Source organism: Listeria sp. MAN/IMW/UF464, assembly GCF_058683955.1.
In genome coordinates, this window is the sequence record NZ_JBZWZP010000002.1 from 283,131 (window position 1) to 304,825 (window position 21,695).

General features: G+C 38.9%; 17 protein-coding genes and 1 other annotated feature. Of the genes, 13 read left to right on the forward strand and 4 right to left on the reverse strand.

Annotated features, from left to right (window positions below; all coding sequences use genetic code 11):
* Positions 1 to 58 precede the first annotated feature (58 nt).
* The 5 genes from ftsZ to AC4PG0_RS08675 all read left to right on the forward strand — a co-directional run bounded on the left by ftsZ (position 59) and on the right by AC4PG0_RS08675 (position 3,724).
* Positions 59 to 1,237, forward strand: coding sequence for a cell division protein FtsZ (ftsZ, locus tag AC4PG0_RS08655; RefSeq protein WP_003769589.1), 1,179 nt, complete (start codon positions 59 to 61; stop codon positions 1,235 to 1,237).
* 120 nt (positions 1,238 to 1,357) lie between these two features.
* Positions 1,358 to 2,047 (forward strand): YggS family pyridoxal phosphate-dependent enzyme, encoded by a 690-nt coding sequence (locus AC4PG0_RS08660; protein WP_033532873.1) that lies wholly within the window; start codon positions 1,358 to 1,360, stop codon positions 2,045 to 2,047.
* A gap of 3 nt (positions 2,048 to 2,050) precedes the next feature.
* The gene (locus AC4PG0_RS08665; protein WP_003763262.1) at positions 2,051 to 2,509 is read left to right on the forward strand and encodes a cell division protein SepF; all 459 of its coding nucleotides are present in this window, start codon (positions 2,051 to 2,053) and stop codon (positions 2,507 to 2,509) included.
* A 22-nt stretch (positions 2,510 to 2,531) separates the two neighbouring features.
* A complete protein-coding gene (locus AC4PG0_RS08670) occupies positions 2,532 to 2,822 on the forward strand; it encodes a YggT family protein (protein ID WP_003763260.1) in 291 nt (96 codons plus the stop codon).
* A 125-nt stretch (positions 2,823 to 2,947) separates the two neighbouring features.
* Positions 2,948 to 3,724: a YlmH family RNA-binding protein gene (locus AC4PG0_RS08675; RefSeq protein WP_185341445.1), complete on the forward strand. Its 777-nt coding sequence runs from the start codon at positions 2,948 to 2,950 to the stop codon at positions 3,722 to 3,724.
* Positions 3,725 to 4,488: 764 nt separating this feature from the next.
* Here the strand turns inward: AC4PG0_RS08675 and nadA are convergent.
* From nadA to nadB, 3 genes are read right to left on the reverse strand one after another with little or no spacing between them, the layout of a single operon-like run.
* A complete protein-coding gene (gene nadA / locus AC4PG0_RS08680; RefSeq protein ID WP_492167617.1) occupies positions 4,489 to 5,589 on the reverse strand; it encodes a quinolinate synthase NadA in 1,101 nt (366 codons plus the stop codon).
* Positions 5,586 to 6,431: a carboxylating nicotinate-nucleotide diphosphorylase gene (gene nadC, locus AC4PG0_RS08685; RefSeq protein WP_185547730.1), complete on the reverse strand. Its 846-nt coding sequence runs from the start codon at positions 6,429 to 6,431 to the stop codon at positions 5,586 to 5,588. Before nadC ends, nadA begins: the two co-directional genes overlap by 4 nt.
* Positions 6,428 to 7,882, reverse strand: a complete 1,455-nt coding sequence (gene nadB / locus AC4PG0_RS08690) for an L-aspartate oxidase (RefSeq protein WP_492167618.1) — start codon at positions 7,880 to 7,882, stop codon at positions 6,428 to 6,430. The genes nadC and nadB overlap by 4 nt, the downstream gene beginning before the upstream one ends.
* A 131-nt stretch (positions 7,883 to 8,013) precedes the next feature.
* On the opposite strand from nadB, the gene AC4PG0_RS08695 reads away from it, so the two are divergent.
* From AC4PG0_RS08695 to cspB, 7 genes are all read left to right on the forward strand, one after another.
* Positions 8,014 to 9,120 (forward strand): IscS subfamily cysteine desulfurase, encoded by a 1,107-nt coding sequence (locus tag AC4PG0_RS08695; protein WP_492167619.1) that lies wholly within the window; start codon positions 8,014 to 8,016, stop codon positions 9,118 to 9,120.
* 4 nt (positions 9,121 to 9,124) lie between these two features.
* Complete coding sequence (locus AC4PG0_RS08700; RefSeq protein WP_003727955.1) at positions 9,125 to 9,646, forward strand: transcription repressor NadR; 522 nt, start codon at positions 9,125 to 9,127, stop codon at positions 9,644 to 9,646.
* A gap of 94 nt (positions 9,647 to 9,740) precedes the next feature.
* The gene (gene divIVA / locus AC4PG0_RS08705) at positions 9,741 to 10,268 is read left to right on the forward strand and encodes a septum site-determining protein DivIVA (RefSeq protein ID WP_003725769.1); all 528 of its coding nucleotides are present in this window, start codon (positions 9,741 to 9,743) and stop codon (positions 10,266 to 10,268) included.
* Positions 10,265 to 10,498: a binding site (T-box leader), on the forward strand. Its footprint overlaps the gene before it by 4 nt.
* A 52-nt stretch (positions 10,499 to 10,550) precedes the next feature.
* Positions 10,551 to 13,316 (forward strand): isoleucine--tRNA ligase, encoded by a 2,766-nt coding sequence (gene ileS / locus AC4PG0_RS08710; RefSeq protein WP_003763254.1) that lies wholly within the window; start codon positions 10,551 to 10,553, stop codon positions 13,314 to 13,316.
* A gap of 111 nt (positions 13,317 to 13,427) precedes the next feature.
* Positions 13,428 to 14,417 carry a diaminopimelate epimerase gene (dapF, locus tag AC4PG0_RS08715; protein WP_492167620.1) on the forward strand — a complete coding sequence of 330 codons (990 nt, stop codon included), beginning with the start codon at positions 13,428 to 13,430 and terminating at the stop codon, positions 14,415 to 14,417.
* A 13-nt stretch (positions 14,418 to 14,430) separates the two neighbouring features.
* On the forward strand, positions 14,431 to 15,126 hold the full coding sequence (locus AC4PG0_RS08720; protein ID WP_003769562.1) for a phosphatase PAP2 family protein: 696 nt from the start codon (positions 14,431 to 14,433) through the stop codon (positions 15,124 to 15,126).
* Positions 15,127 to 15,412: 286 nt separating this feature from the next.
* Positions 15,413 to 15,613, forward strand: a complete 201-nt coding sequence (cspB, locus tag AC4PG0_RS08725) for a cold-shock protein CspB (RefSeq protein WP_003723180.1) — start codon at positions 15,413 to 15,415, stop codon at positions 15,611 to 15,613.
* 67 nt (positions 15,614 to 15,680) lie between these two features.
* On the opposite strand, the gene AC4PG0_RS08730 is transcribed toward cspB, so the two are convergent.
* Complete coding sequence (locus AC4PG0_RS08730; protein WP_492167621.1) at positions 15,681 to 18,779, reverse strand: alpha-mannosidase; 3,099 nt, start codon at positions 18,777 to 18,779, stop codon at positions 15,681 to 15,683.
* A 264-nt stretch (positions 18,780 to 19,043) separates the two neighbouring features.
* Here AC4PG0_RS08730 and AC4PG0_RS08735 point away from each other — a divergent pair, with 264 nt between their 5' ends.
* Complete coding sequence (locus AC4PG0_RS08735) at positions 19,044 to 21,692, forward strand: alpha-mannosidase (protein ID WP_492167622.1); 2,649 nt, start codon at positions 19,044 to 19,046, stop codon at positions 21,690 to 21,692.
* Positions 21,693 to 21,695 lie beyond the last annotated feature (3 nt).

Below are 21,695 nucleotides of genomic sequence, written 5' to 3' on the forward strand. Positions count from 1 at the left end.
AGCTGGTAAGGCAGCAAGAAAAACAAATCGTATAAATCGGCAAATAGGAGGCAATAATATGTTAGAATTTGACACTAGTTCAGAAAGTTTGGCAACAATTAAAGTAATCGGTGTTGGCGGCGGCGGTAACAACGCTGTAAACCGTATGATTGAGCATGGTGTTCAAGGAGTAGAATTTATCTCCGTTAATACAGACGCTCAAGCACTTAATTTAGCAAAAGCAGAAACAAAATTACAAATCGGTACAAAATTAACGCGTGGTTTAGGCGCGGGTGCTGTACCTGAAATTGGTAAAAAAGCAGCAGAAGAAAGTCGCGAACAAATTGAAGAAGCTTTAAAAGGCTCTGATATGGTATTCGTAACTGCTGGGATGGGCGGCGGAACTGGAACTGGTGCTGCACCTGTTATCGCTCAAATCGCTAAAGAAATGGGCGCTTTAACTGTAGGTGTTGTTACACGACCATTTGGTTTTGAAGGACCAAAACGTACGAAACAAGCCCTAACTGGAACAGAAGCAATGAAAGAAGCGGTGGATACTTTAATTGTTATCCCTAACGACCGTTTACTTCAAATTGTTGATAAAAATACGCCAATGCTTGAAGCTTTCCGTGAAGCAGATAATGTTTTACGTCAAGGGGTACAAGGGATTTCTGACTTGATTGCCGTTCCTGGTTTAATTAACTTAGACTTTGCCGATGTAAAAACAATTATGACTAATCGTGGTTCTGCACTTATGGGTATCGGTATTGCAACTGGTGAAAACCGTGCCGCAGAAGCTGCTAAAAAAGCCATTTCTTCGCCACTTCTTGAAACTTCCGTTGATGGAGCTAAAGGCGTTCTAATGAACATTACTGGTGGATCTAACCTTAGTCTTTATGAAGTACAAGAAGCAGCAGAAATCGTTTCTAGCGCTTCTGATGAAGATGTAAACATGATCTTCGGTTCTGTTATTAACGATGAATTAAAAGATGAATTGATTGTAACTGTTATTGCAACAGGTTTTGATGAAGAAAAACAAGCGCAACAACAAGCGCAAGCGAATCGTCGTCCTAACCAATCCATTCAAGTGAATCGTCCAAGCTATGCTGTGCAAGATGAGCCGCAAAATGATTACGCGCAAAATGCACCGCAACAAGGAAATAACCCGGTACACGAACAACCACAAGCTGAACCACAACAAAACAGTTCAGACGTTGACGTACCAGCATTTATCCGTAATCGTAACCGTCGCGGATAATACTTATAACACAATTTCACCCGGCCACTGTTAATGCGTGATTAAGTGACCGGGTATCTGATTATAACAAGAAGCGTTTTAAATGAAGCACTTCGGGAATTATATAAGGTGATTAAACAAATGACAAAACAAGCTAATTTAGAAAAAGTAACAGCACAAATAAAACAATCTTGTGAAAAAAGCAATCGTCAACAGGCAGACGTAACTTTAGTAGCTGTTACAAAAACAATTGATGTAGCTGGAATCACAGAACTGTATGATTTAGGAATTCGTCACTTTGGTGAAAATCGGGCAGATGTATTTCTAGACAAAACTAGAGAACTTGCGGATAAGGATGACATTTGTTGGCACTACATCGGCTCTTTACAAACACGTAAAGTAAAAGATGTTTTACCAGAAATCGATTATTTGCATTCGCTTGACCGATCTTCTCTTGCAAAAGAAATTGAAAAGCGAGCGACAAAACCAATTAAATGTTTCTTACAAGTGAATATTTCTGGGGAAGAAAGCAAACATGGCTTTTCAAAAGAAGAGGCGTTGTCGTTTTTACAAGAAGCAGATTTCAATTTTATTGAGATTATTGGTTTAATGACAATGGCACCTATTACAAATAGTGACAAAGAGCTGCATCACGTATTTCATGAGTTAAAGCAATTGCAGCAAGAAATTCATGCGCTTCAGTTAAAAAATGTTCCGTGTACTGAGTTATCTATGGGGATGACAAACGACTACGGAATTGCGATTACAGAAGGTGCTACATTTATACGAGTAGGAAGAGCTTTGGTGAGTGACGATAATATGGAGGTGTAACAAATGGGACTATCGAATAAATTTAAGTCATTCTTTTTCTTAGATGAAGAGGAAGAATATTATGAAGAAGAAGTAGCGAGGGAACCAGAACCTATGCAAAAGAAAACGAAGAAAGAAAAACCTAGTAAAAATCGTTTTTATGCCGTTGAAGAAGAAGATGCGAAGGTGGTTAGTATGCAGGGAGCACAGTTTTCTAGTCGTATGGTACTCGCAGAACCGCGAGTATATGCAGAAGCCCAAGAACTTGCGGATTACTTAAAAGATTATAAAACGGTTGTTGTAAACTTACAACGCATTAGCCATGACCAAGCGACACGTATTGTTGATTTCTTAAGCGGTACTGTTTATGCGTTAGGTGGAGATATTCAACGTGTTGGAAATAATATTTTCTTATGTACTCCAGATAACGTTGAAGTAAACGGCTCTATTTCCGAAATGCTTGATGAACAAAACTTTATGTAATGAATTAGAGGTGTAAACTAGATTGCAAAGTATTTTATATCAAGTGGTGGAAGTCATTTTATTTGTTATTAGATGGTTGCCAACACTAATGTTTATTTATTTCTTGATGAGCTGGTTTCCAGGTGCAAGAGAATCGAAAATCGGTCAATTTTTAGCACGTATTTTTGAACCGATTTTAGAGCCTTTTAGAAGAATTATTCCGCCGATTGGTATGTTTGATATTTCGTCCCTTGTGGCTTATTTCATTTTCCAATATGCGATGAGAGTTTTAACTGGATTAATTCAAGTGTACGTTATTCCAATGCTATTTTAAAAAGCACACCCGTTTTCTAATGGGTGGCTTTTTTTGAATAATGAAGCAAGATTAGCAGAGGAGCAGCTTTTTTCATGGTATAATAGGGCTAAAGACTCGGAATGGATTGAAAGGGAGAAAAGATGATGGATGGAATATATCAGCATTTTCGCGCGGAAGAATACGCATTTATTGATAAGATATTAGGAATTACGATGCAAGTTGAAAATGAATATACACCGCAACTAACGGATTTTTTGGATCCGAGGCAACGTTATATTACCGAGACAGTTGTTGGTGGTTATGAGCATATTGGCGTCCAGTTTTTTGGTGGGGTTCCGCATGCAGAACGTCGGCGTGCACTGATTTATCCTGATTATTATACCCCAACAGAAGCTGATTTTGAGGTGGCTTTGTTTCATATTCGCTATCCGGTGAAATTCACGACACTCACGCATCAAAAAATTCTTGGCACATTAATGTCGCTTGGAATGAAACGCGATGTTTTTGGTGATATTTTAAATAATGGTAGTGAATGGCAGTTATTAGTAGAAAGTACGATGAAGGATTATTTAACATTACAGCTTGAAAAAATCGGTAAAGTGAATGTGATGTTAGAAGAAACTGACTTGGCAAATGCTGTCTACGCGCCAGTCGTTTGGGAAGAAATGGGTCTAACTGTTTCTAGTATGCGACTCGATGTTATTATTAGTAATGCGCACCATATCTCTAGGCAGAAGGCAAAACAATTAGTCACCGCGGGCCTTGTAAAAGTAAACTGGAAAACAGTGGAAAATCCGGATTTTGAATGTGAGGAAGAAGACGTATTATCAGCTCGTGGATACGGAAGAGTGAAGGTATTATCGACTGGTGGTAGGACGAAAAAAGATAAAATTCGAATTGAAATTGGTTATTTAAAATAAAAAACGAAAGCAGCTATTGCTTTCGTTTCATATGTAGTACCTAGTGTCATATGTTGTCAAATGGTTTTATGTTATGTTATTATATATATGAAAAGAGAGCCATGCGTGAACATGACCCTCCAGTGCAAGCCCAATTAAGGTGGCCACTAGCTAAATAGTTATAAGATAACCACTAACTTCGCCAAAAGTTTACAAGTGGTTATTTTTTTTGTTATTTTGACTGTTTAATAGCAACACCAGGGTCGCAAAAGCAACTGCAAAAGACAGTGCTTCATAAACGGTCATGGGTTATCCTTTCCAGGCAAACCTAACAAAAATATTCATAGGCATCACCCTTTCTTGTTGAAAGAGCTAGCCACCACCATAAACTTGCTTACCTATCATATTATAGCATGTAGAAATAGTTAGTAAAAGTACAATCGCAAAAAGGGTATTAGTGGAATTTGAGTTTATGTGAATAATAGAATATGATTATTTTATATTTAAAAAGGGAGATTTTGAATGAAAATACTAACTAAAAATGATAACTTCAAAACAACATAAGTTACTTTTGCTAATCTACAAAATTTATTTAATTTGAGTCTTACTTTTGTTGAGAAAAACTGTTTTATAAGATTAAAATAATGTGAAAAGTAGGTATACCAAAAATATACACAAAACCGTCACTGTAAATGCACGTTTTCGATATATAATTAGGGTGGATATTCAAAGCTTTTAAATATCATGGAGCTGAAACGAAAGCAGCCACTGCTTTCGTTTTTTTATTAGCTTAATTGGAGCATTCTTTCTAATGCTTTTAACGCAAATTTGGTTGTATGTTCATCCACTTTGATTTGATTTTTTTGTTCGCCGTTTTGAATAGCCTCGAGTGTCCAAAGTAAATGAGGTAAGTCGATTCGGTTCATTGTCATACACGGACACATAAAAGGGTTGAGTGAGACGATTTTTTTATCGGGATTTTCTTGAATAATGCGACCAACCAAATTGGCTTCTGTGCCGACCGCCCATTCGGTGCCAGGTGCTGCGTTACTTATTTCTGTTACAATTTTTTTCGTTGATCCAGAGTCATCTGCTAGTGAAACGACTTCATGCGTACATTCAGGATGAACAATAATTCGCATGTTAGGATGATTTTTACGAATGTTTTCGATATTTTTAACTGTAAAATGTTGGTGGACGGAGCAGTAGCCTTTCCATAAAATTACTTTACAATCATCTAGGTTACCGTCATATTCCAGTTCGTTTTTTATCGGATTCCAAATGGCCATATGTTCTAACGGAATGCCTAGTTCAAAAGCTGTATTCCGACCTAGATGCTGGTCTGGAAGAAAGAAAATCCGCTCTTTTTGCTGAAGTGCCCATGAGACAATCTTGGTTGCATTACTGGATGTCACTGTTGTACCGCCGTGCTCGCCGACGAAAGATTTAATCGCAGCCGTGGAATTAATATAAGTAACTGGCAAAATAGTATCACCAAACAGATGTTGTAGTTTGGGCCAAGCGTTGGTTAATTGGTGAATATCCGCCATATCCGCCATCGAACAACCAGCGCGCATATCCGGTAACGTCACAATTTGCTCATTTGTCGTAAGCATATCTGCTGTTTCAGCCATAAAATGAACACCACAAAAAACGATATGTTTTGCTTTTTTATTATTTGCAGCAATTTGTGCTAACTGTAAAGAGTCGCCAATTGCATCTGCAAAAGGAACGACTTCATCTTTTTGATAATGGTGGCAAGGAATAAAAAGATCTTCGCCGAGTTGTGCTTTGATTTCCGTGACACGAGCTATCATTTCTTGCGAGGTCATATGTTTATATCGAGCCGGCATCGTATCTTGTTCCACTGTTTCAAGTAAATTCATGCTTTTATACCTCCTTTACTATTAAAACTAATATCAAGAGCGCGAACTGAATGCGTTAGTGATCCTAAAGAAATATAATTCGCACCAGAGCCTTTATAATGATTAATATTATCTAAAGTGATATTGCCGGAAATCTCCGTAGTAATGTGGTCTGGCACTAGTTTAACAAGTTGTTTGATTTCTTCTGGTGTGCGGTTATCAAACATAATGATGTCTGCACCAGCTTGAACGGCTTCTTTTACTTGTGGGGCAGTTTCTGTTTCGACTTCGATTTTTACCATATGTCCTAGTTTTTCACGAACAGTAGAAACAGCTTCGGTTATACCACCAGAGAAGGCGATATGGTTATCTTTTAGCATGACTCCATCGTACAGACCATTTCGGTGGTTAAAGCCGCCACCGCTCTGTACGGCGTATTTATCGAAGGCACGGAGACCGGGGGCTGTTTTTCTTGTATCACAAATTCGAATAGTCGAATCGTCTAACTGTTTTACGGCAATATGGGTTTGGGTAGCAATACCGCTCATTCGTTGCATTAAATTTAAAATAACACGCTCACCGGAAAGTAAAGTGCGAACAGGGGCCGAGACAGTCGCGATAATGTCTCCTTTTTTAATTGTGTCACCATCTTTTTTTACGGCTTCAAAATGCACGTTTCCACCAAGGATTTCATATACTTTGGGCGGGATAGCGATGCCACAAAGAATACCTGTTTCCTTCGCAATAAAAACGCCTTCTCCCATTGTTTCACTGGAGAAAATACTATCTGAGCTTAAATCATGCTGACCAATATCTTCTAATAAAAATGCTTGAATTGCTTGATTCATAAGTATTGAGTTCATTTCGTTACTCCTTTTAAAATTCTATGTGCGCCAAGGCTTTCAGTTCGTTTTAAGGCGCTTTCGGCAATTAATTTTGAGGTAATAATCATATGACTTATTTCAGCTGTTTCTCTCGTATGGTTAGCATAATCAAATGTTTCTAACCAATGGAGAAATTCAGTGATTTTCTCAGGTTTTCGTGTAATTCCTAATGTTTCCCAAATTTTTTCTTGGAGTATATGTTTTTCAGGTAAATGGGGCGTTGTTGTTTGATAAGTGGGGGGATTCTCTGGAGCTATTATTCGGTTGGTTTTTTGCGTGTGGATATATTCCGCTACTTTTTCACCAAAAACAAGTGTTTCAAGAAGGGAGTTGCTGGCGAGACGGTTGGCGCCGTGTACACCTGCATTTGCCACTTCACCAATGGCGTAAAGATGAGGGATATTCGTTTTGCCGTTCAAATCCGTTCGAACACCACCCATTAAAAAATGTGCACCTGGATGAACTGGAATTCGTTTTGTTTCGCGAAATGGTACTTGATGTTCGTCTAAGCTGGTTGTAATTGCAGGAAATCGCTTCTCAAAATGAGCCACCTTAGTAATATCAAGAAACACTTGGTTACCACGCTCAATTTCTTCAAAAAGTGTGGCTGCAACGACATCACGTGGAGCAAGATCTGCCAGTGGATGCACGGTTTCCATAATAGCAGAACCATCCGCGCGAATAAGTGTAGCTCCTTCGCCGCGGACTGCCTCAGAAATTAAGCCATGACAACGCCCGTTTAGAAAAAGTAAGGTTGGGTGGAACTGAATAAATTCCATGTCGGATAGTGTCGCACCAGCTCGGTAAGCAAGAGCCAAGCCGTCTCCAGAAATAGTTGCAGCATTAGTGGTTACAGGAAAAAGTTGTCCAAGTCCGCCACTCGCTAAAATAATATGTTCGCCGTAATAAGTATGTAGCTCGTTTTCTTTATCTAAACAGTGAACCCCAATTGCTCTACCGTCATGTTTAATAATCTCTATAGCCATTTTTTGCTCTTGCCAGTTAACCTTTGTCAATTTTTCTTGCAAAAATGTAGTAAGGAATTTGCCGGTTTGATCTCCTCCTGAATGCAAAATACGAGGCAGTTGGTGCGCACCTTCTAATCCAAGCGAAAGTTCGCCATCTTTTTCGTCAAAAGTCATTCCTTCATTTATTAATTTTTGGATCACAATCGGGCCACAAGTCACAAGTTGGTTTACAGCGCGAACTTTATTATGAAAACAGCCAGCTTGAAAGGTATCGCTAAAATGTTTTTTTGGTGTATCGCTTTTTGATATAGCCGCGGCGACACCACCTTGAGCGAGCATCGAGTTACTTTCTTCTTTATGAGATTTTGTGATTATTGTCACATCATAGTCCTGCATTAATCTGAGGGCAGCAGTGCAACCTGCGATACCGCTCCCAATGATAATAACTCGTTCTTTTGTCATCATTTCCACCTCTTGCATAGTAGGTTCGATTAATTGTATACTTCTTAATGAATATACAGTTGTCTTGTCATCTATAATCACACAAAATCAAACTAAATTCAAGTATAAAATTTTAAGGGAGAGATAAAGAGATGATTTACTTTGACCATGCAGCAACTACGAAAATGAGTGAAACATCCTTACAAGTTTTTATGGATGCCTCGCGAGAATTCTTCGCTAATTCGGAAAGTTTGCACGATGCCGGGACGAAATCAGCAGCCCTTTTAGAAAAATGTCGGGAAAGCTTTGCTGAGTTATTACAAGTTCCAAACCGCGGGATTTTATTTACGAGTGGTGGAACAGAGAGTAATCAAATCGCCATCCAAACGCTACTCCATACAACTGATAAGAAAGAAGTGCTCGTAAGTCCGCTGGAACACGCTTCTGTTTGGCAGCAACTAATGGCACTCGAACAAGCGGGGAAGTGTCGTATGAAAGCATTACCAGTTGATTCGTTTGGGCAAGTAAATCCAGCTACTTTAGAAAAAATGATTTCTACTGAGACGGGGCTTATTATTATTCAACATGTTAATTCGGAAATCGGAACCATTCAACCAATCGCCGAACTAGCTCACATTGCTAAAAAAGCAGGTGTCTTTTTTCATACCGATATTGTTCAATCTTTTGGAAAACTTGATTTAGATTTAAGTGATGTCACTAGTTTTAGTATTTCATCGCATAAAATTTATGGGCCAAAAGGGGCGGGAATACTTTTTATGAAACCAGATTCTCCTTTGCAGGCAGTTTTGCCAGATGTACATCATGAATTTGGCTTTAGACCGGGGACGGTAAATGTTCCAGCTATTGCTGCCTTTACAACTGCCGCCTATGATATAATGGAAAATAGAGAGCAAGAAGCGATTAGAGCTTTGAAACTAAAAGCTGCGATTTGCGACACATTAGAAACGCGGGTGAAAGTCGAAGGTGGAGCAAATACATCGCCGTTTATTTTAGGACTTACTTTGCCAAATATGCAAGGTCAGGAAGCTTTACTTGCTTTAAACGAAGCAGATATTCAAATCTCGACGACGAGCGCATGTAGTTTACGTGATTTAGCCCCGTCCAGAACATTAATCGCTACTGGAAAAACAACAGAAGAAGCAAACCGTTTTATCCGGCTATCTTTTGGAAAAGAAAATGAATTAAACGATAGTATTATTTTTAAAGAAGAAATCGATAAATTACTACGAAAAAGGTGATAAGATGAAAAAAATATTAGGTGATACGCGTAGGCAAATGATTTTAAAATGGCTGAAAGAAGCTGAGGCTCCAATTTCTGGAAATCAATTAGCACAGAAAACAAATGTTAGCCGCCAAGTGATTGTTCAAGATATTTCTTTGTTAAAAGCTGGCAATGAACCAATTATGGCTACTCCACAAGGTTATATTTATGCGAAAGAAACGAGTTATACAGGTGAAAGACGCGTTATCGCTGTAAAACATACGAAAGAACAAGCTGCCGAGGAACTAAATATTTTGGTGGATCACGGTGTTTCCATTATTGATGTAATTGTGGATCATCCAATCTACGGCGAAATCACCGCTTCACTACATTTAAAAAGCCGTTTTGATGTAGAAAAATTTGTGCGGAAATTGCAAACAACAGGAGCAACGATGCTTTCTGGTTTAACGGACGGAACCCATTTACATACGATTGAAGCAGATACGAAAGAACAATTAGAGCAAGCGATTAAGGCGCTAGATAAAGCTGGATTTTTAATCTAACCATTTTTCAATATAAATTCTAGGAAAAAGCTAGTAACTATGGTAGAATGTATGTTAGGTATTTATAAACAATAGTCGTATGGAGGTGCTAGATATGCCATTATCGCCGCTGGATATACATAACAAAGAGTTTACCCGTGGTTTTAGAGGTTATGACGAAGACGAAGTAAATGACTTCCTCGATCAAATCATTAAAGATTATGAACAAGTTATCAAAGAGAAAAAGCGTATTGAGGACACTTTAAATAATAGTGAAGAACGTTTAGGTCATTTTACAAACATTGAAGAAACATTAAACAAATCATTAATCGTGGCACAAACAGCTGCCGAAGAAGTGAAAGCTTCCGCTGAAAAAGAAGCAAAACTTATTATCCGTGAAGCTGAAAAAAATGCAGACCGAATTTTAAGCGACTCACTTTCTAAAGCTCGTAAAATCGCGATTGAAATTGAAGACCTAAAACGCCAATCTAAAGTATTCCGCGAGCGTCTTCGTATGTTAGTAGAAGCGCAAATGGATTTAATTAAAAGTGAAGACTGGCAGCAAATGATGGCTTACGATGTAGATGCAACAGAACTAGCGTCTATTAAAGAAGTCGAAGCTGCTGAATCAGAAGAACGTTAAAAACGATTATAAGAGACAAGTAAATTTTTTAGATATAGGATACAAAGCGAGTTGGTGCAAGGTGTGAGACCAGCTATCCTCTAAAAAATCGAAATCACTCTTTAGTTCTAACCCGAAAAAGCAACTGCTTGAGTAAGTGTTAGCGCGAGCCGGCGTTATGGCATTAATGAAGTGGGCAAGCAATTAACATGCATGTCAACAAGGGTGGTACCGCGAATCTCGTCCCTTTTTTGGGAGAGATTTTTTTGTGTTTAAAAATAAAGTTTTAAAGGAGAAGAGAGTATGGAATATAAAGATACGTTATTAATGCCAAAAACAGATTTTCCAATGCGTGGAAATTTGCCAAACAAAGAACCTGAATGGCAAGCAAAATGGGAAGAAGAAAAGCTATATGAGAAAATTCAAGAAAAAAATGCTGGACGCAAGACGTATATTTTACATGATGGCCCTCCCTACGCAAACGGAGAGCTTCATATGGGGCATGCGTTAAATAAAACAATCAAAGATATTATCGTTCGTTATAAATCAATGGCTGGCTTCAGTTCCCCGTATGTTCCTGGTTGGGATACACACGGACTACCAATCGAGACAGCTATCGCCAAAAAAGGTGTTAAACGAAAAGAAATGTCGATCGCTGAATTCCGTAAACTGTGTGCCGAATATGCAATGACGCAAGTAGACGGCCAACGTACAGGTTTCAAACGCCTTGGAATTAACGGCGACTGGGAAAATCCTTACATCACTCTTTTACCAGAATACGAAGCAGAGCAAATCAAAGTATTCGGTGAAATGGCGAAAAAAGGTTACATTTACAAAGGTAAAAAACCTGTTTATTGGTCTCCTTCCAGTGAATCTGCGCTTGCGGAAGCAGAAATCGAATATCAAGATAAAACATCTGCGTCGATTTTCGTGGCTTTCAAAGTAACAGACGGAAAAGGTGTACTAGATGAAGGTACGAATATCGTTATCTGGACAACAACTCCTTGGACAATTCCTGCAAACATGGGTATTACTGTTAACCCTGATTTGGATTATGTAGTAATTGAATCCGCGGGTGAAAAATATGTTGTAGCAGAAGCACTTTTACCAAGCTTACGTGAAAAACTAGGCTTTGAGGATGCGACAGTTGTTAAAACGGTTCGTGGTTCTGAACTTGACCGCGTTGTAACTAAACATCCATTCTATGACCGTGACTCTTTAGTAATGAACGGCGAACATGCCACTGCTGAAGCCGGTACTGGTGCGGTTCATACGGCTCCTGGACACGGGGAAGATGACTTTTTAATCGGGAAAAAATACGATTTAGAAATTCTTGCTCCACTAGATGATCGTGGCGTATTCACAGAAGAAGCTCCAGGATTTGAAGGCGTATTTTACGATACAGCGAATAAAATGGTGACAGAAAAACTAGAAGAAGTGGGCGCATTACTAAAAATGGAATTCATCACTCACTCTTATCCACATGATTGGCGTACGAAAAAACCAGTTATTTTCCGTGCTACAGCGCAGTGGTTTGCTTCAATTGACGCATTCCGTGATGATTTACTCGCTGCTGTTAAAGGTGTTAACTGGACTCCTGCTTGGGGTGAAACACGTCTATTCAATATGGTTCGCGACCGCGGCGACTGGGTTATTTCTCGTCAACGTGCGTGGGGCGTTCCACTACCTATTTTCTATGCGGAAAACGGGGAAGCGATTATCACAGACGAAACAATCAACCATATTTCAGAACTGTTCCGTGAGCATGGTTCGAACGTTTGGTTTGAGCGTGATGTGAAAGACTTATTACCAGCTGGGTTTACACATCCAGGTAGCCCAAATGGCGAATTTACAAAAGAAACGGATATTATGGATGTTTGGTTTGATTCTGGTTCAAGTCATCAAGCCGTATTAAATGCTCGTCCAGAATTAAGTCGTCCGGCTGATTTGTACATGGAAGGCTCTGACCAATATCGTGGTTGGTTTAACTCATCTTTAACAACAGCTGTAGCGATCACTGGCGAAGCGCCTTATCGTAATGTGCTAAGTCATGGTTTTGCACTTGATGGTGAAGGTCGTAAAATGAGTAAATCACTTGGAAATACTTTACTTCCAGGCAAAGTAATTAAACAACTTGGTGCGGATATTGTTCGCCTTTGGGTTGCTTCTGTAGATTATCAAGCTGATGTTCGTGTTAGTGATGAAATCTTAAAACAAGTATCCGAAGTGTACCGTAAAATCCGTAACACAATGCGTTTCTTACTTGGAAATATCAATGACTTTAATCCAACTACTAACGGTGTTTCTTATGAAAACTTACGTGAAGTAGATAAATACATGCTGATTAAATTAAACGATTTAGTGAAAAATGTGAAGGATAGCTATGAAGCGTTTGAATTCTCTACTATTTACCACCAAATCAATAATTTCTGTACAGTAGAATTAAGCCAATTTTATATGGACTTTGCCAAAGATGTTGTTTACATTGAAGCAGCGGATAGTCATGATCGTCGCGCTATGCAAACGGTCTTTTATGAAGCAGTTGTTACTTTGACAAAACTACTTGCTCCAATTTTACCGCATACGACGGAAGAAGTTTGGAATAGCTTGATTGGTGAAGGCGCGGAAAGTATTCATTTACAAGATTTACCAGATGTAAAAGTATTAGCTGATAGTGAAGAAATTACTGCGAAATGGGACGCATTCATGCAAATCCGTGATAACGTCCAAAAAGCGCTAGAATTCGCTCGTAATGAAAAACTTATCGGTAAATCAATGCTTGCAAAAGTAACTCTATATGTAGACGGTGAAGCAAAAACATTGTTTGATTCATTAGAAGGCGATTTTGCACAACTATTCATCGTTTCTGATTTTGAACTAGTGGAAGGTTTAGAAAATGCACCAGAATCCGCATTTAAATCGAATCAAGTAGCTGTTCAAATTACTGTAGCAGAAGGCGAAACTTGTGAACGTTGCCGTGTAGTGAAAAAAGATGTAGGCGTAAATCCAAAACATCCAACACTTTGTGGCCGTTGTGCTGATATTGTTGTAAAACACTACGAAGCTTAATGCTCGCTTGGGGAAAATCCTAGTAGTTTAAAAAGGAGGTTCCCCAAGCTTTTTTAATTTAAGATGTGGTATTATAGACGTAATTCCAAATAAAGGAGGTTGCTTGAAGGAATGGCAACAATTCACTTTACAAAAGTACATGGTTCGCAAAACGATTTTTTCTTAGTTGATGAAGAAGAAAATCAAATCATGGATTGGTCGGATGCGAAACGTGCTGATTTTGCAATAAAGCTTTGTGATAGAGAGCATTCGCTTGGTGGGGCAGATGGTATTTTATATGTCACAAAAAGTAATGAAGCTGGACCAATTGGCCAAATGCGCGTCGTTAATTCGGATGGATCAATTGCGTCGATGTGCGGGAATGGCCTAAGAACGGTAGCTCGTTATTTACTTGAAAAGCACGCATTAACAGAAGCAAAAGTCGAAACAATGAAAGCGGTACTGGATGTCAAAAAAGCAACTTCACTTGGTTTTGATATACCAACGTACCAAGTTGAAATTTCTCCAGTTAAATTTAATGCAGAAAGTTTACCAATGAATGTCGGTGTGGAAAAATTATTTAATCAAGTCGTTCCTGAACTAGATTCGGAACTAGCTTTTTCTGCTGTGTCTGTTCCAAATCCACACTTGATTACGTTTGTGGACCAAACTGTGTTAGATTCGGATAAACAAGAAACTTTAGCGAGTTATTTAAACAGCGAAAATCCTTATTTTCCAGATGGTGTCAATGTTAGTTTTGTGAAACGTTTAAGCGATGATGCGATTTATGTGCGGACATTTGAACGCGGTGTAGGTTTTACGAATGCATGCGGGACAGCGATGTCAGCTTGTAGTTTAATTAAAAAAATGTTAGATAAAGATACTTTTGAAACACCACTTAATGTTTATAATGATGGCGGCCGAGTACAAGTGACTGCCAAAAAAGACGAAGCTGGTGAAATTTCGCTACAATTAATTGGTAATGCAACGTTTGTTAGCACGGGGTCAGTTAGCTACGAAAGCGACACTGTTACTGAACTTACAAATGAAGCGACACCAGAACAAGCGCAGTATCAAGAGCTTGTAAAAGAAGTAAAGCAATTTTTAAAAACAACCGAATGAAAAGGAGTTAACCATGAATACAAATCGAAAAAAAGCGACACCGTTATTCGTTATTGGCGGATTTTGTCTGATTTTATTTATTACAATCGCCTCAGCTATTGCGACAGAAAGTAACTGGGTAGCACGTTTTGATCTAAGCTGGATTGAAAAGATTCGCGGCGGGATTCAACCTGATAAAACAGCTATCGTTAAACTAGTGACCAATTTAGGTAGTGCAGAAACAACTATTATTTTAACTATTGTTGTTGTTCTTATCCTATTCTTTTTACGAAAATTTGTTGTTGGACTATGGTTTGGAGGAACGATGCTTGCTTGTGGTGTTGTCCTTAATCTAGTCTTGAAAACATTAGTTGCTCGTACACGTCCAGATAGCGTTAACTGGTTAATAGATGAGTCAGGTTTTAGTTTTCCTAGTGGACATGCGACTGCTACGGCGGTTTTCTATGGACTTGCAGCGATGTTCTTAATTTTCACAGTGCCAAAAATGTGGCAAAAAATCGTTATCGGAATTATCGGCTATGGATTTATCTTGTTTGTAATGTATACACGTGTTTATTTAGGCGTGCATTTCCCAACAGATGTACTGGGCGGATTTTTACTTGGTACGGCTTCTGTACTCATTTCTTTAGGCGTTTATTTCTTAGTGCGTAAACCGTTACATAATTTACTTGTGAAATGGCGTATTAAAGATAAAAGTATTGTCGATTAATAGAAAACCTTGTTATAAGAATTGACTTATAGCAGGGTTTTTTAGTTAATAAACTGAATACTCTATTTTGTAACCGTGCGACTTTTTCACTTGATTTATTTGTCCGTTGGCGTTAATATATAAGTGTTGCAGGAAGTATATTTATGTATTAGCAAGGATATTGATGTAAATGAGTATCTTTGCTAATATGTGAATTTTGTAATTGAAAAAATGATTAGCTTGTTGTTAACATCTTTTTCGTTAGTAAAAGAAACATATTAAGAAAATTTTTGGAGGTTTGTGAAATATGCAAACAGGTACAGTTAAATGGTTTAATAGTGAAAAAGGTTTCGGTTTCATCGAAGTAGAAGGCGGAGATGATGTATTCGTACACTTCAGCGCTATCGAAGGTGAAGGATTCAAAACTTTAGACGAAGGTCAAAGCGTTGAATTTGAAATCGTTGAAGGTCAACGTGGCCCACAAGCAGAAAAAGTTACTAAACTTTAATCTGATCACGTTAAACTAATAAAACACGCAGCGGACTTCTTAGGGAGAAGCCTTGCTGCGTGTTTTTTTATTTTAGATAAATTCGGTAAGTTTTAATTTCAAACGGAGTAATGGCAAATGTTGTGGTTTCAAGTGTTGTTTCGTTTTCCTCCAGTAAGTTACATTCTGTGATGGAAGTAATAGCATAATCGCTAGTTAGCGTCACTTCGCCGTGTGTGCCTGCGAATTCATGCAGCCGGATGATAAGACCATTACCGTCCTCAGCTTGTTTGACGCTATCAATCATCACATAAGGATTAGTAACTTGGAAAAGCGAGAATGGTTCAATTTCTCCGTTAGATGTGAAAATCGGGTTGTTTAATTCCCAAGCAGTTTGGACTGTTTCTCCGTCTAAGAAATCTCCTTGATGTGGAAAAAGTGAATACGTGAACTGGTGAAGACCTAAATCTGCTTCTGGGTCAGGATATCCAGCTGCTTTGAGTAAGGTTAGTCGAATCGTCGAGTCTTTAATATCATAGCCGTATTTGGAATCATTTAGCAAACTAACCCCGTAATTTTTCTCGGAAAGATCGGCCCACTGATGTCCAACTGTTTCAAAACGAGCATAATCCCAGCTTGTGTTCCAGTGTGTCGGTCGTTTTACATTACCAAATTGAATATCATAACTAGCTTCACTGGCATGAACGGAAACAGGGAAAGCGACTTTCAGCAACTGGTTACGGTCACGCCAATCCACTTCTGTTTCAAATCTGATTTCAGGGCTCTCATGGTAAAAATGAATCCACTGCGTAATTTGTGATTTCTCTGAGTGAAGCACCTGTTTGATAGTGAGTTCAAGTGGTCCATTATTGATTACTTCAAAAGAGTCTAAAGCGGTAATTTCCTTTTGTTTTTCTTGGTAAAATAGATCAATATCCCAAGCATCATGCCACATCGGCTTATCTTCAAATAATTGAAATACATTCCCCCTCGCGTTTTCTGCTAATACTTGGCGGTTATTTTTTTTGTCAAAAATGGATGTAAATTGGCCGTTTTCGTTCCAAGCTATTTGATAATAGGGTGTTTCTAATTGCTTGTCTTTGTAAGTGAAAGGCGATTTTGTTAGCTCACTTGTTGTTTCTTTAACGGAAATACTTGTGGCACCGAGCGCTGGCAAGTGATGGTGCTGGATGAGCCACGCGCCATTTGCTAATTTTTGTGCAGGGAGTGGCTTATTTTTTTGATCATAAAAGGCTAAGTTGCTAGCAGGATTATCGGCTTTGATTTCGATATAGCGTGGACGATTCCAAGTGGAACTATTCCATAGCGTTATTTTTTCAGAAGCCTGCTGGGTTAGTTTTTCCAGTTGTTTAGAGATAATCGTATTGTTTTCGGTGAGTGCTTCAGTGTACTCAATTAGCGCATCATCATATACTTCTTTGATGGAAGAGCCAGGAATAATATCGTGAAATTGATTTCGAAGTAATATCTGCCAAATGTTCGCTAATTTTTCGGTCGGATAAGTAGTTCCTTCTTTTAAGTTCGCTAAAACAGAAAGCCATTCGCTATTTCTTAAACCAAGCTCGATTTTACGGTTCATTTTTTTCGTGAAGGCTTGGCTGGTATAAGTTCCGCGGTGGTATTCAAAGTAAAGTTCCCCGTTCCAAGTGTGGACATATTGATCAGTGCTCTGAATCGTTTCATGTAAATCATCGAAATAATCGGTAGCGCTTTTTGGTTTTACTTCAGGGATTCCTGGCATTTTATCATAGCGGCGACGCATCTCGAGCATTTCGCGATTTACCCCGCCACCTCCATCGCCGTAACCATAAGCAAGTAATAATTCTTGGTTTATTTCTTTATCTTGATATTTATCCCAAAGTCCCACCAGTTCACGCGCGGTCATTTTACCGTTATAAGTAGAAATTCGGCTGTTTTTTTCTGGTGCAGTGATGAAGTGAGTTAGGATTTCCGTTCCGTCAATACCGCGCCACTGGAACGTATCATGCGGCATTCGGTTATATTGATTCCAACTAATTTTAGTCGTCATAAAAGTTTTGATGCCTGATTTACGGAGAATTTGCGGCAAGGCCCAGCTATAACCAAATACATCAGGTAACCATAGAAAACTAGAAGGTTTGCCAAACTCTTCGCGTAAAAATTTCTGACCGTAGAGCATTTGTCTGACGAGTGATTCTCCGCTAGGGATATTACAATCGGCTTCAAGCCACATTCCGCCATCAGCTTCCCAGTTGCCTTCCTCGATTTTAGCTTTAATTTTGGCATAAATTTCTGGATAATCTTCTTTAATGTAGGCGTACAGTTGGGGCTGTGATTGCAAAAATAAGTATTCAGGATAATCTTCCATTAAATGGAGCACGGTCGAGAATGATCGTGCTGCTTTTTCGCGGGTATGTTTTAAACGCCATAGCCATGCTACATCGATGTGGGTATGCCCAACTGCTGCTACTTTGATAGGAAAGTTTTTCGGCATTTCTTTTATTGCTGCTTGCAAGATTTGGTTGGCGTTTTCCATGGAGGAAAGATTTTGGTTAGAGCCTGGTGTTCCCCAATCAATCGCTAGGTAAGCGCGGTTAATAGCTTGAAGCAGGGGAGCATGCGTCGGATTATTTTCTTCCAGTTGATCGAGTGTTTTTAAGGTAGCTTTACTTGTAAAATATAAATCGTCAATCACGAGGTTTAAATAACCAATAAATGCTTCTTTTAACTGATGTGTTTGGATGGAAGGAACGCCGCCTCCTTCAAGACCAGACCATAAACGAAAGACAAGTTCGGTCGTTTTTCCGGCAAAACTATCTGGAAAAAGAACTTCTTGGTGATTTTGATCGACGCCTTGGAATGGTTCGCCGTTTACGAATAATAAGGATTCAAAGCCAGAATTATGACCATCGCCAGTATTACCAAAATCAAAGTAACCGATTAAGCGAGTACCTTGTTTGGCACTGGGGAAGGTAATCGTTGTTTTTAACCAGACGTAGCGATCGCGGCCGGCCCAGTTTTCTCCAGTAGTTAATTCGTTATCATAGATGACAGTTTGAGGACGCGCTGCAATGTTTCCGTCCATATCCTCAGCTGCTTGGAACTTCTGAATCGGATGCGTTTTCTCATAGCGGTAAAGGGCGACTTCATCTAGTCTACCGCGTAATTTATCTTTTGTGAAAAACATCTATATACTCAAATCCTTTCTTTTTTGTCTAGAACGGTTTCAATATATCATAGCGGGAAAAGAAGTCAATTTGGCTTTTGAAGGGAATTTGGCAGGGGCGTTTTTCTCATCTTTAGAGCGGTAAGGAATAAGCTTTTTTGAAATGGACAAATCAAGGGAAAATGGATTATTCATAGTAGTTTTTGGCGTAGCATTGCAATTCGCTTTAGCCCTTACTATACTTAGCTTGAAAGCGAATACAAAAAGGATATTTGGAGGGGCAAAATGACTAGAAAGAAAGCGCATATTATATCGCATTCTCATTGGGACAGAGAATGGTTTTTACCACTGGAAAGCTTAAGATTTAGGCTCGTTACACTTATGGATGAAGTAGAAGATTTACTTGATAAAGAAGCTGGTTTTAATCATTTTCATATGGATGGACAAATGATTATGTTAGAAGATTATTTAGCTGTAAAACCTGCTAAAAGAGAAAAAATGAAACAACTGGTTGCTGATGGAAAATTACGAATCGGACCTTGGTATATGTTACAAGATGCTTTTTTGACGAGTGGAGAAGCGAATATTCGTAATTTGCAATATGGTTTAGAAATGGCGGAAGAATTCGGTCAAGCGGAAAAAATTGGTTATTTTCCGGATACGTTTGGTTTATATGGTCAAGTGCCGCAATTAATGCGTCAAGCTGGTTTTGACACGGTTGTTTTTGGACGAGGTGTTAACCCAACTGGCTTTAATAACCAAGTATTTGATAGTGCTTTTGCCTCGAAATATTCAGAGATGTTCTGGGAAAGCCCGGACGGTTCGAAAGTTTTAGGAATTTTACTCGCTAATTGGTATTCCAATGGTAATGAAATTCCAACTGATAAAGAAGCAGCAAAAATTTTCTGGGATAAAAAATTGGCAGACGTGGAACGATTTGCATCAACAGATGAATGGTTATTTATGAATGGTTGCGATCACCAGCCTGTCCAAACAGATTTAGCAGAAGCTCTTGAAGTAGCGCGGGAACTATATCCAGAGATTGATTTTATTCATAGTCATTTTGAAAAATACCAAGATGCTGTCAAGGCTGGGCTTGAACCTGAAAAATTACAAACAGTTCACGGAGAATTAACAAGCCAACAATCGGATGGTTGGTCAACGCTTGCTAATACAGCTTCATCGCGTATTTATTTGAAGCAAGCCAATGCTAAAATTGAACGTTTATTAGAGCGTTTAGCTGAACCGATTTCGGTAATGGCAACAGAAGCTGGTGTTAGTTATCCGCATGAATATCTGGCTTTTGCTTGGAAATTACTCATGGAAAATCAAATCCATGACAGCATTACAGGATGTAGTTTGGATGAAGTGCACCGCGAAATGGAAGCTCGTTTTGAAAAAGTAGAACAAACAACTATGGCGATTATTCAAAACGCCGCACGTAAAATAACGGAACAAATCGTAACGAATGATGCGGGTATTCCAATTACGGTTTTCCATGCAGGTGGGGTAGAAGCAACTAGAACTGTCGAACTTGAACTTGAAACAGACGCGGTTCATTTTTCTGAGATGCATTTTGAATTGATACCAAATGAATTAGCAAAACTTCCCGAACAAAGTTTTCGGATGGAAACAAGTAATGGGGAAGAAATTCCGGTTGTGGTTGAGTCACTTGGTATTCATTTTAACTATGATTTACCAGAACGAAAATTCCGCGATTCTTATTTTGCAAGAAAGTATAAACTAACCTTTACTGTTGAACATTTACCAGCAGTTGGGTACCAAACAATCTATGCGCATCCGGTCGTAGTTTCGAATGATAAAAAAGAGCTAACAAAGGACTTACAGTTAGAAAATCAATATTTAAAAGTAGAAATTGCGCCGAATGGAACTTACTCCATTTTGGATAAAGAGACGGCTGTAGAAGTCGCGGGGCTTGGTGCATATGAGGATGTTGGCGATATTGGTAATGAGTATATGTTTAAAGAAACAGGTGATAATTTACGCATAAATACCTATAATTCAAAACCTGAGATTCGCGTGTTGCGTGAAGATAAGCTTGGAAAGACAATCGAAATGAAACATGAAATAGAAATCCCAGTAAGCGCAAGTACGACTTTTGCTGAAGAAAAACGCCGACTCGTATGGCATCCGGTTCGGACGTCACATCGTTCAGAGAACCGTACTACTTTTAAAATCACTACAGAACTGACGCTGAATAAACATGATAAGCAACTAACTGTTCGCATTAAACTAGATAACCAGGTGGATGACCATCGCCTTCGCGTACTTTTACCAACTGGGAAACAAACAGAAACACATCAAGCGGGCAGTGTTTTTGAAGTAGTAACGCGCGCGAATAAACAAGTGGAAGAATGGACAAATCCTGCTAATGATAATCGGAAACAAGGTTTTGTTGCCAGTGGAAATATCGTTGTTGCAAGCCTCGACTTACCGGAATATGAAGTAAGCGAGCAAGGGGACAGATTGGAACTAACACTGTTACGCGCAGTATCAGAAATTGGCGATTGGGGTGATTTCCCAGCATATGAAGCAGAATGCCACCGCGAAATCACAGCCGAGTTCCATGTATTCTTAACAGACGAATCAAGCGTCAACGTCCCTGCACAAGTTAACGCACTCTTAGCACCTACTTTTGCCATTCAACACCCGTCATCATCAAAAGAAAAAATTCTTGCAGATACAAAAGATTTTGCGAAATGGAAAGTAGCAGACGGACTTGTTTTTTCCGCATTTAAACTAGCGAAAGACAATCAACCAATTATTCGTTTCTATCAAACCGCATCCGAGCCAAAACTATTAAACACGGTTAATCTGTGGAGAAAATCAACCATTTTAGAAGAAACAGCAGGAGATGCAAAAAATCAATTTACCGTTAAACCAAACGAAATTATCACATTAAAAGGAGTGTAATTC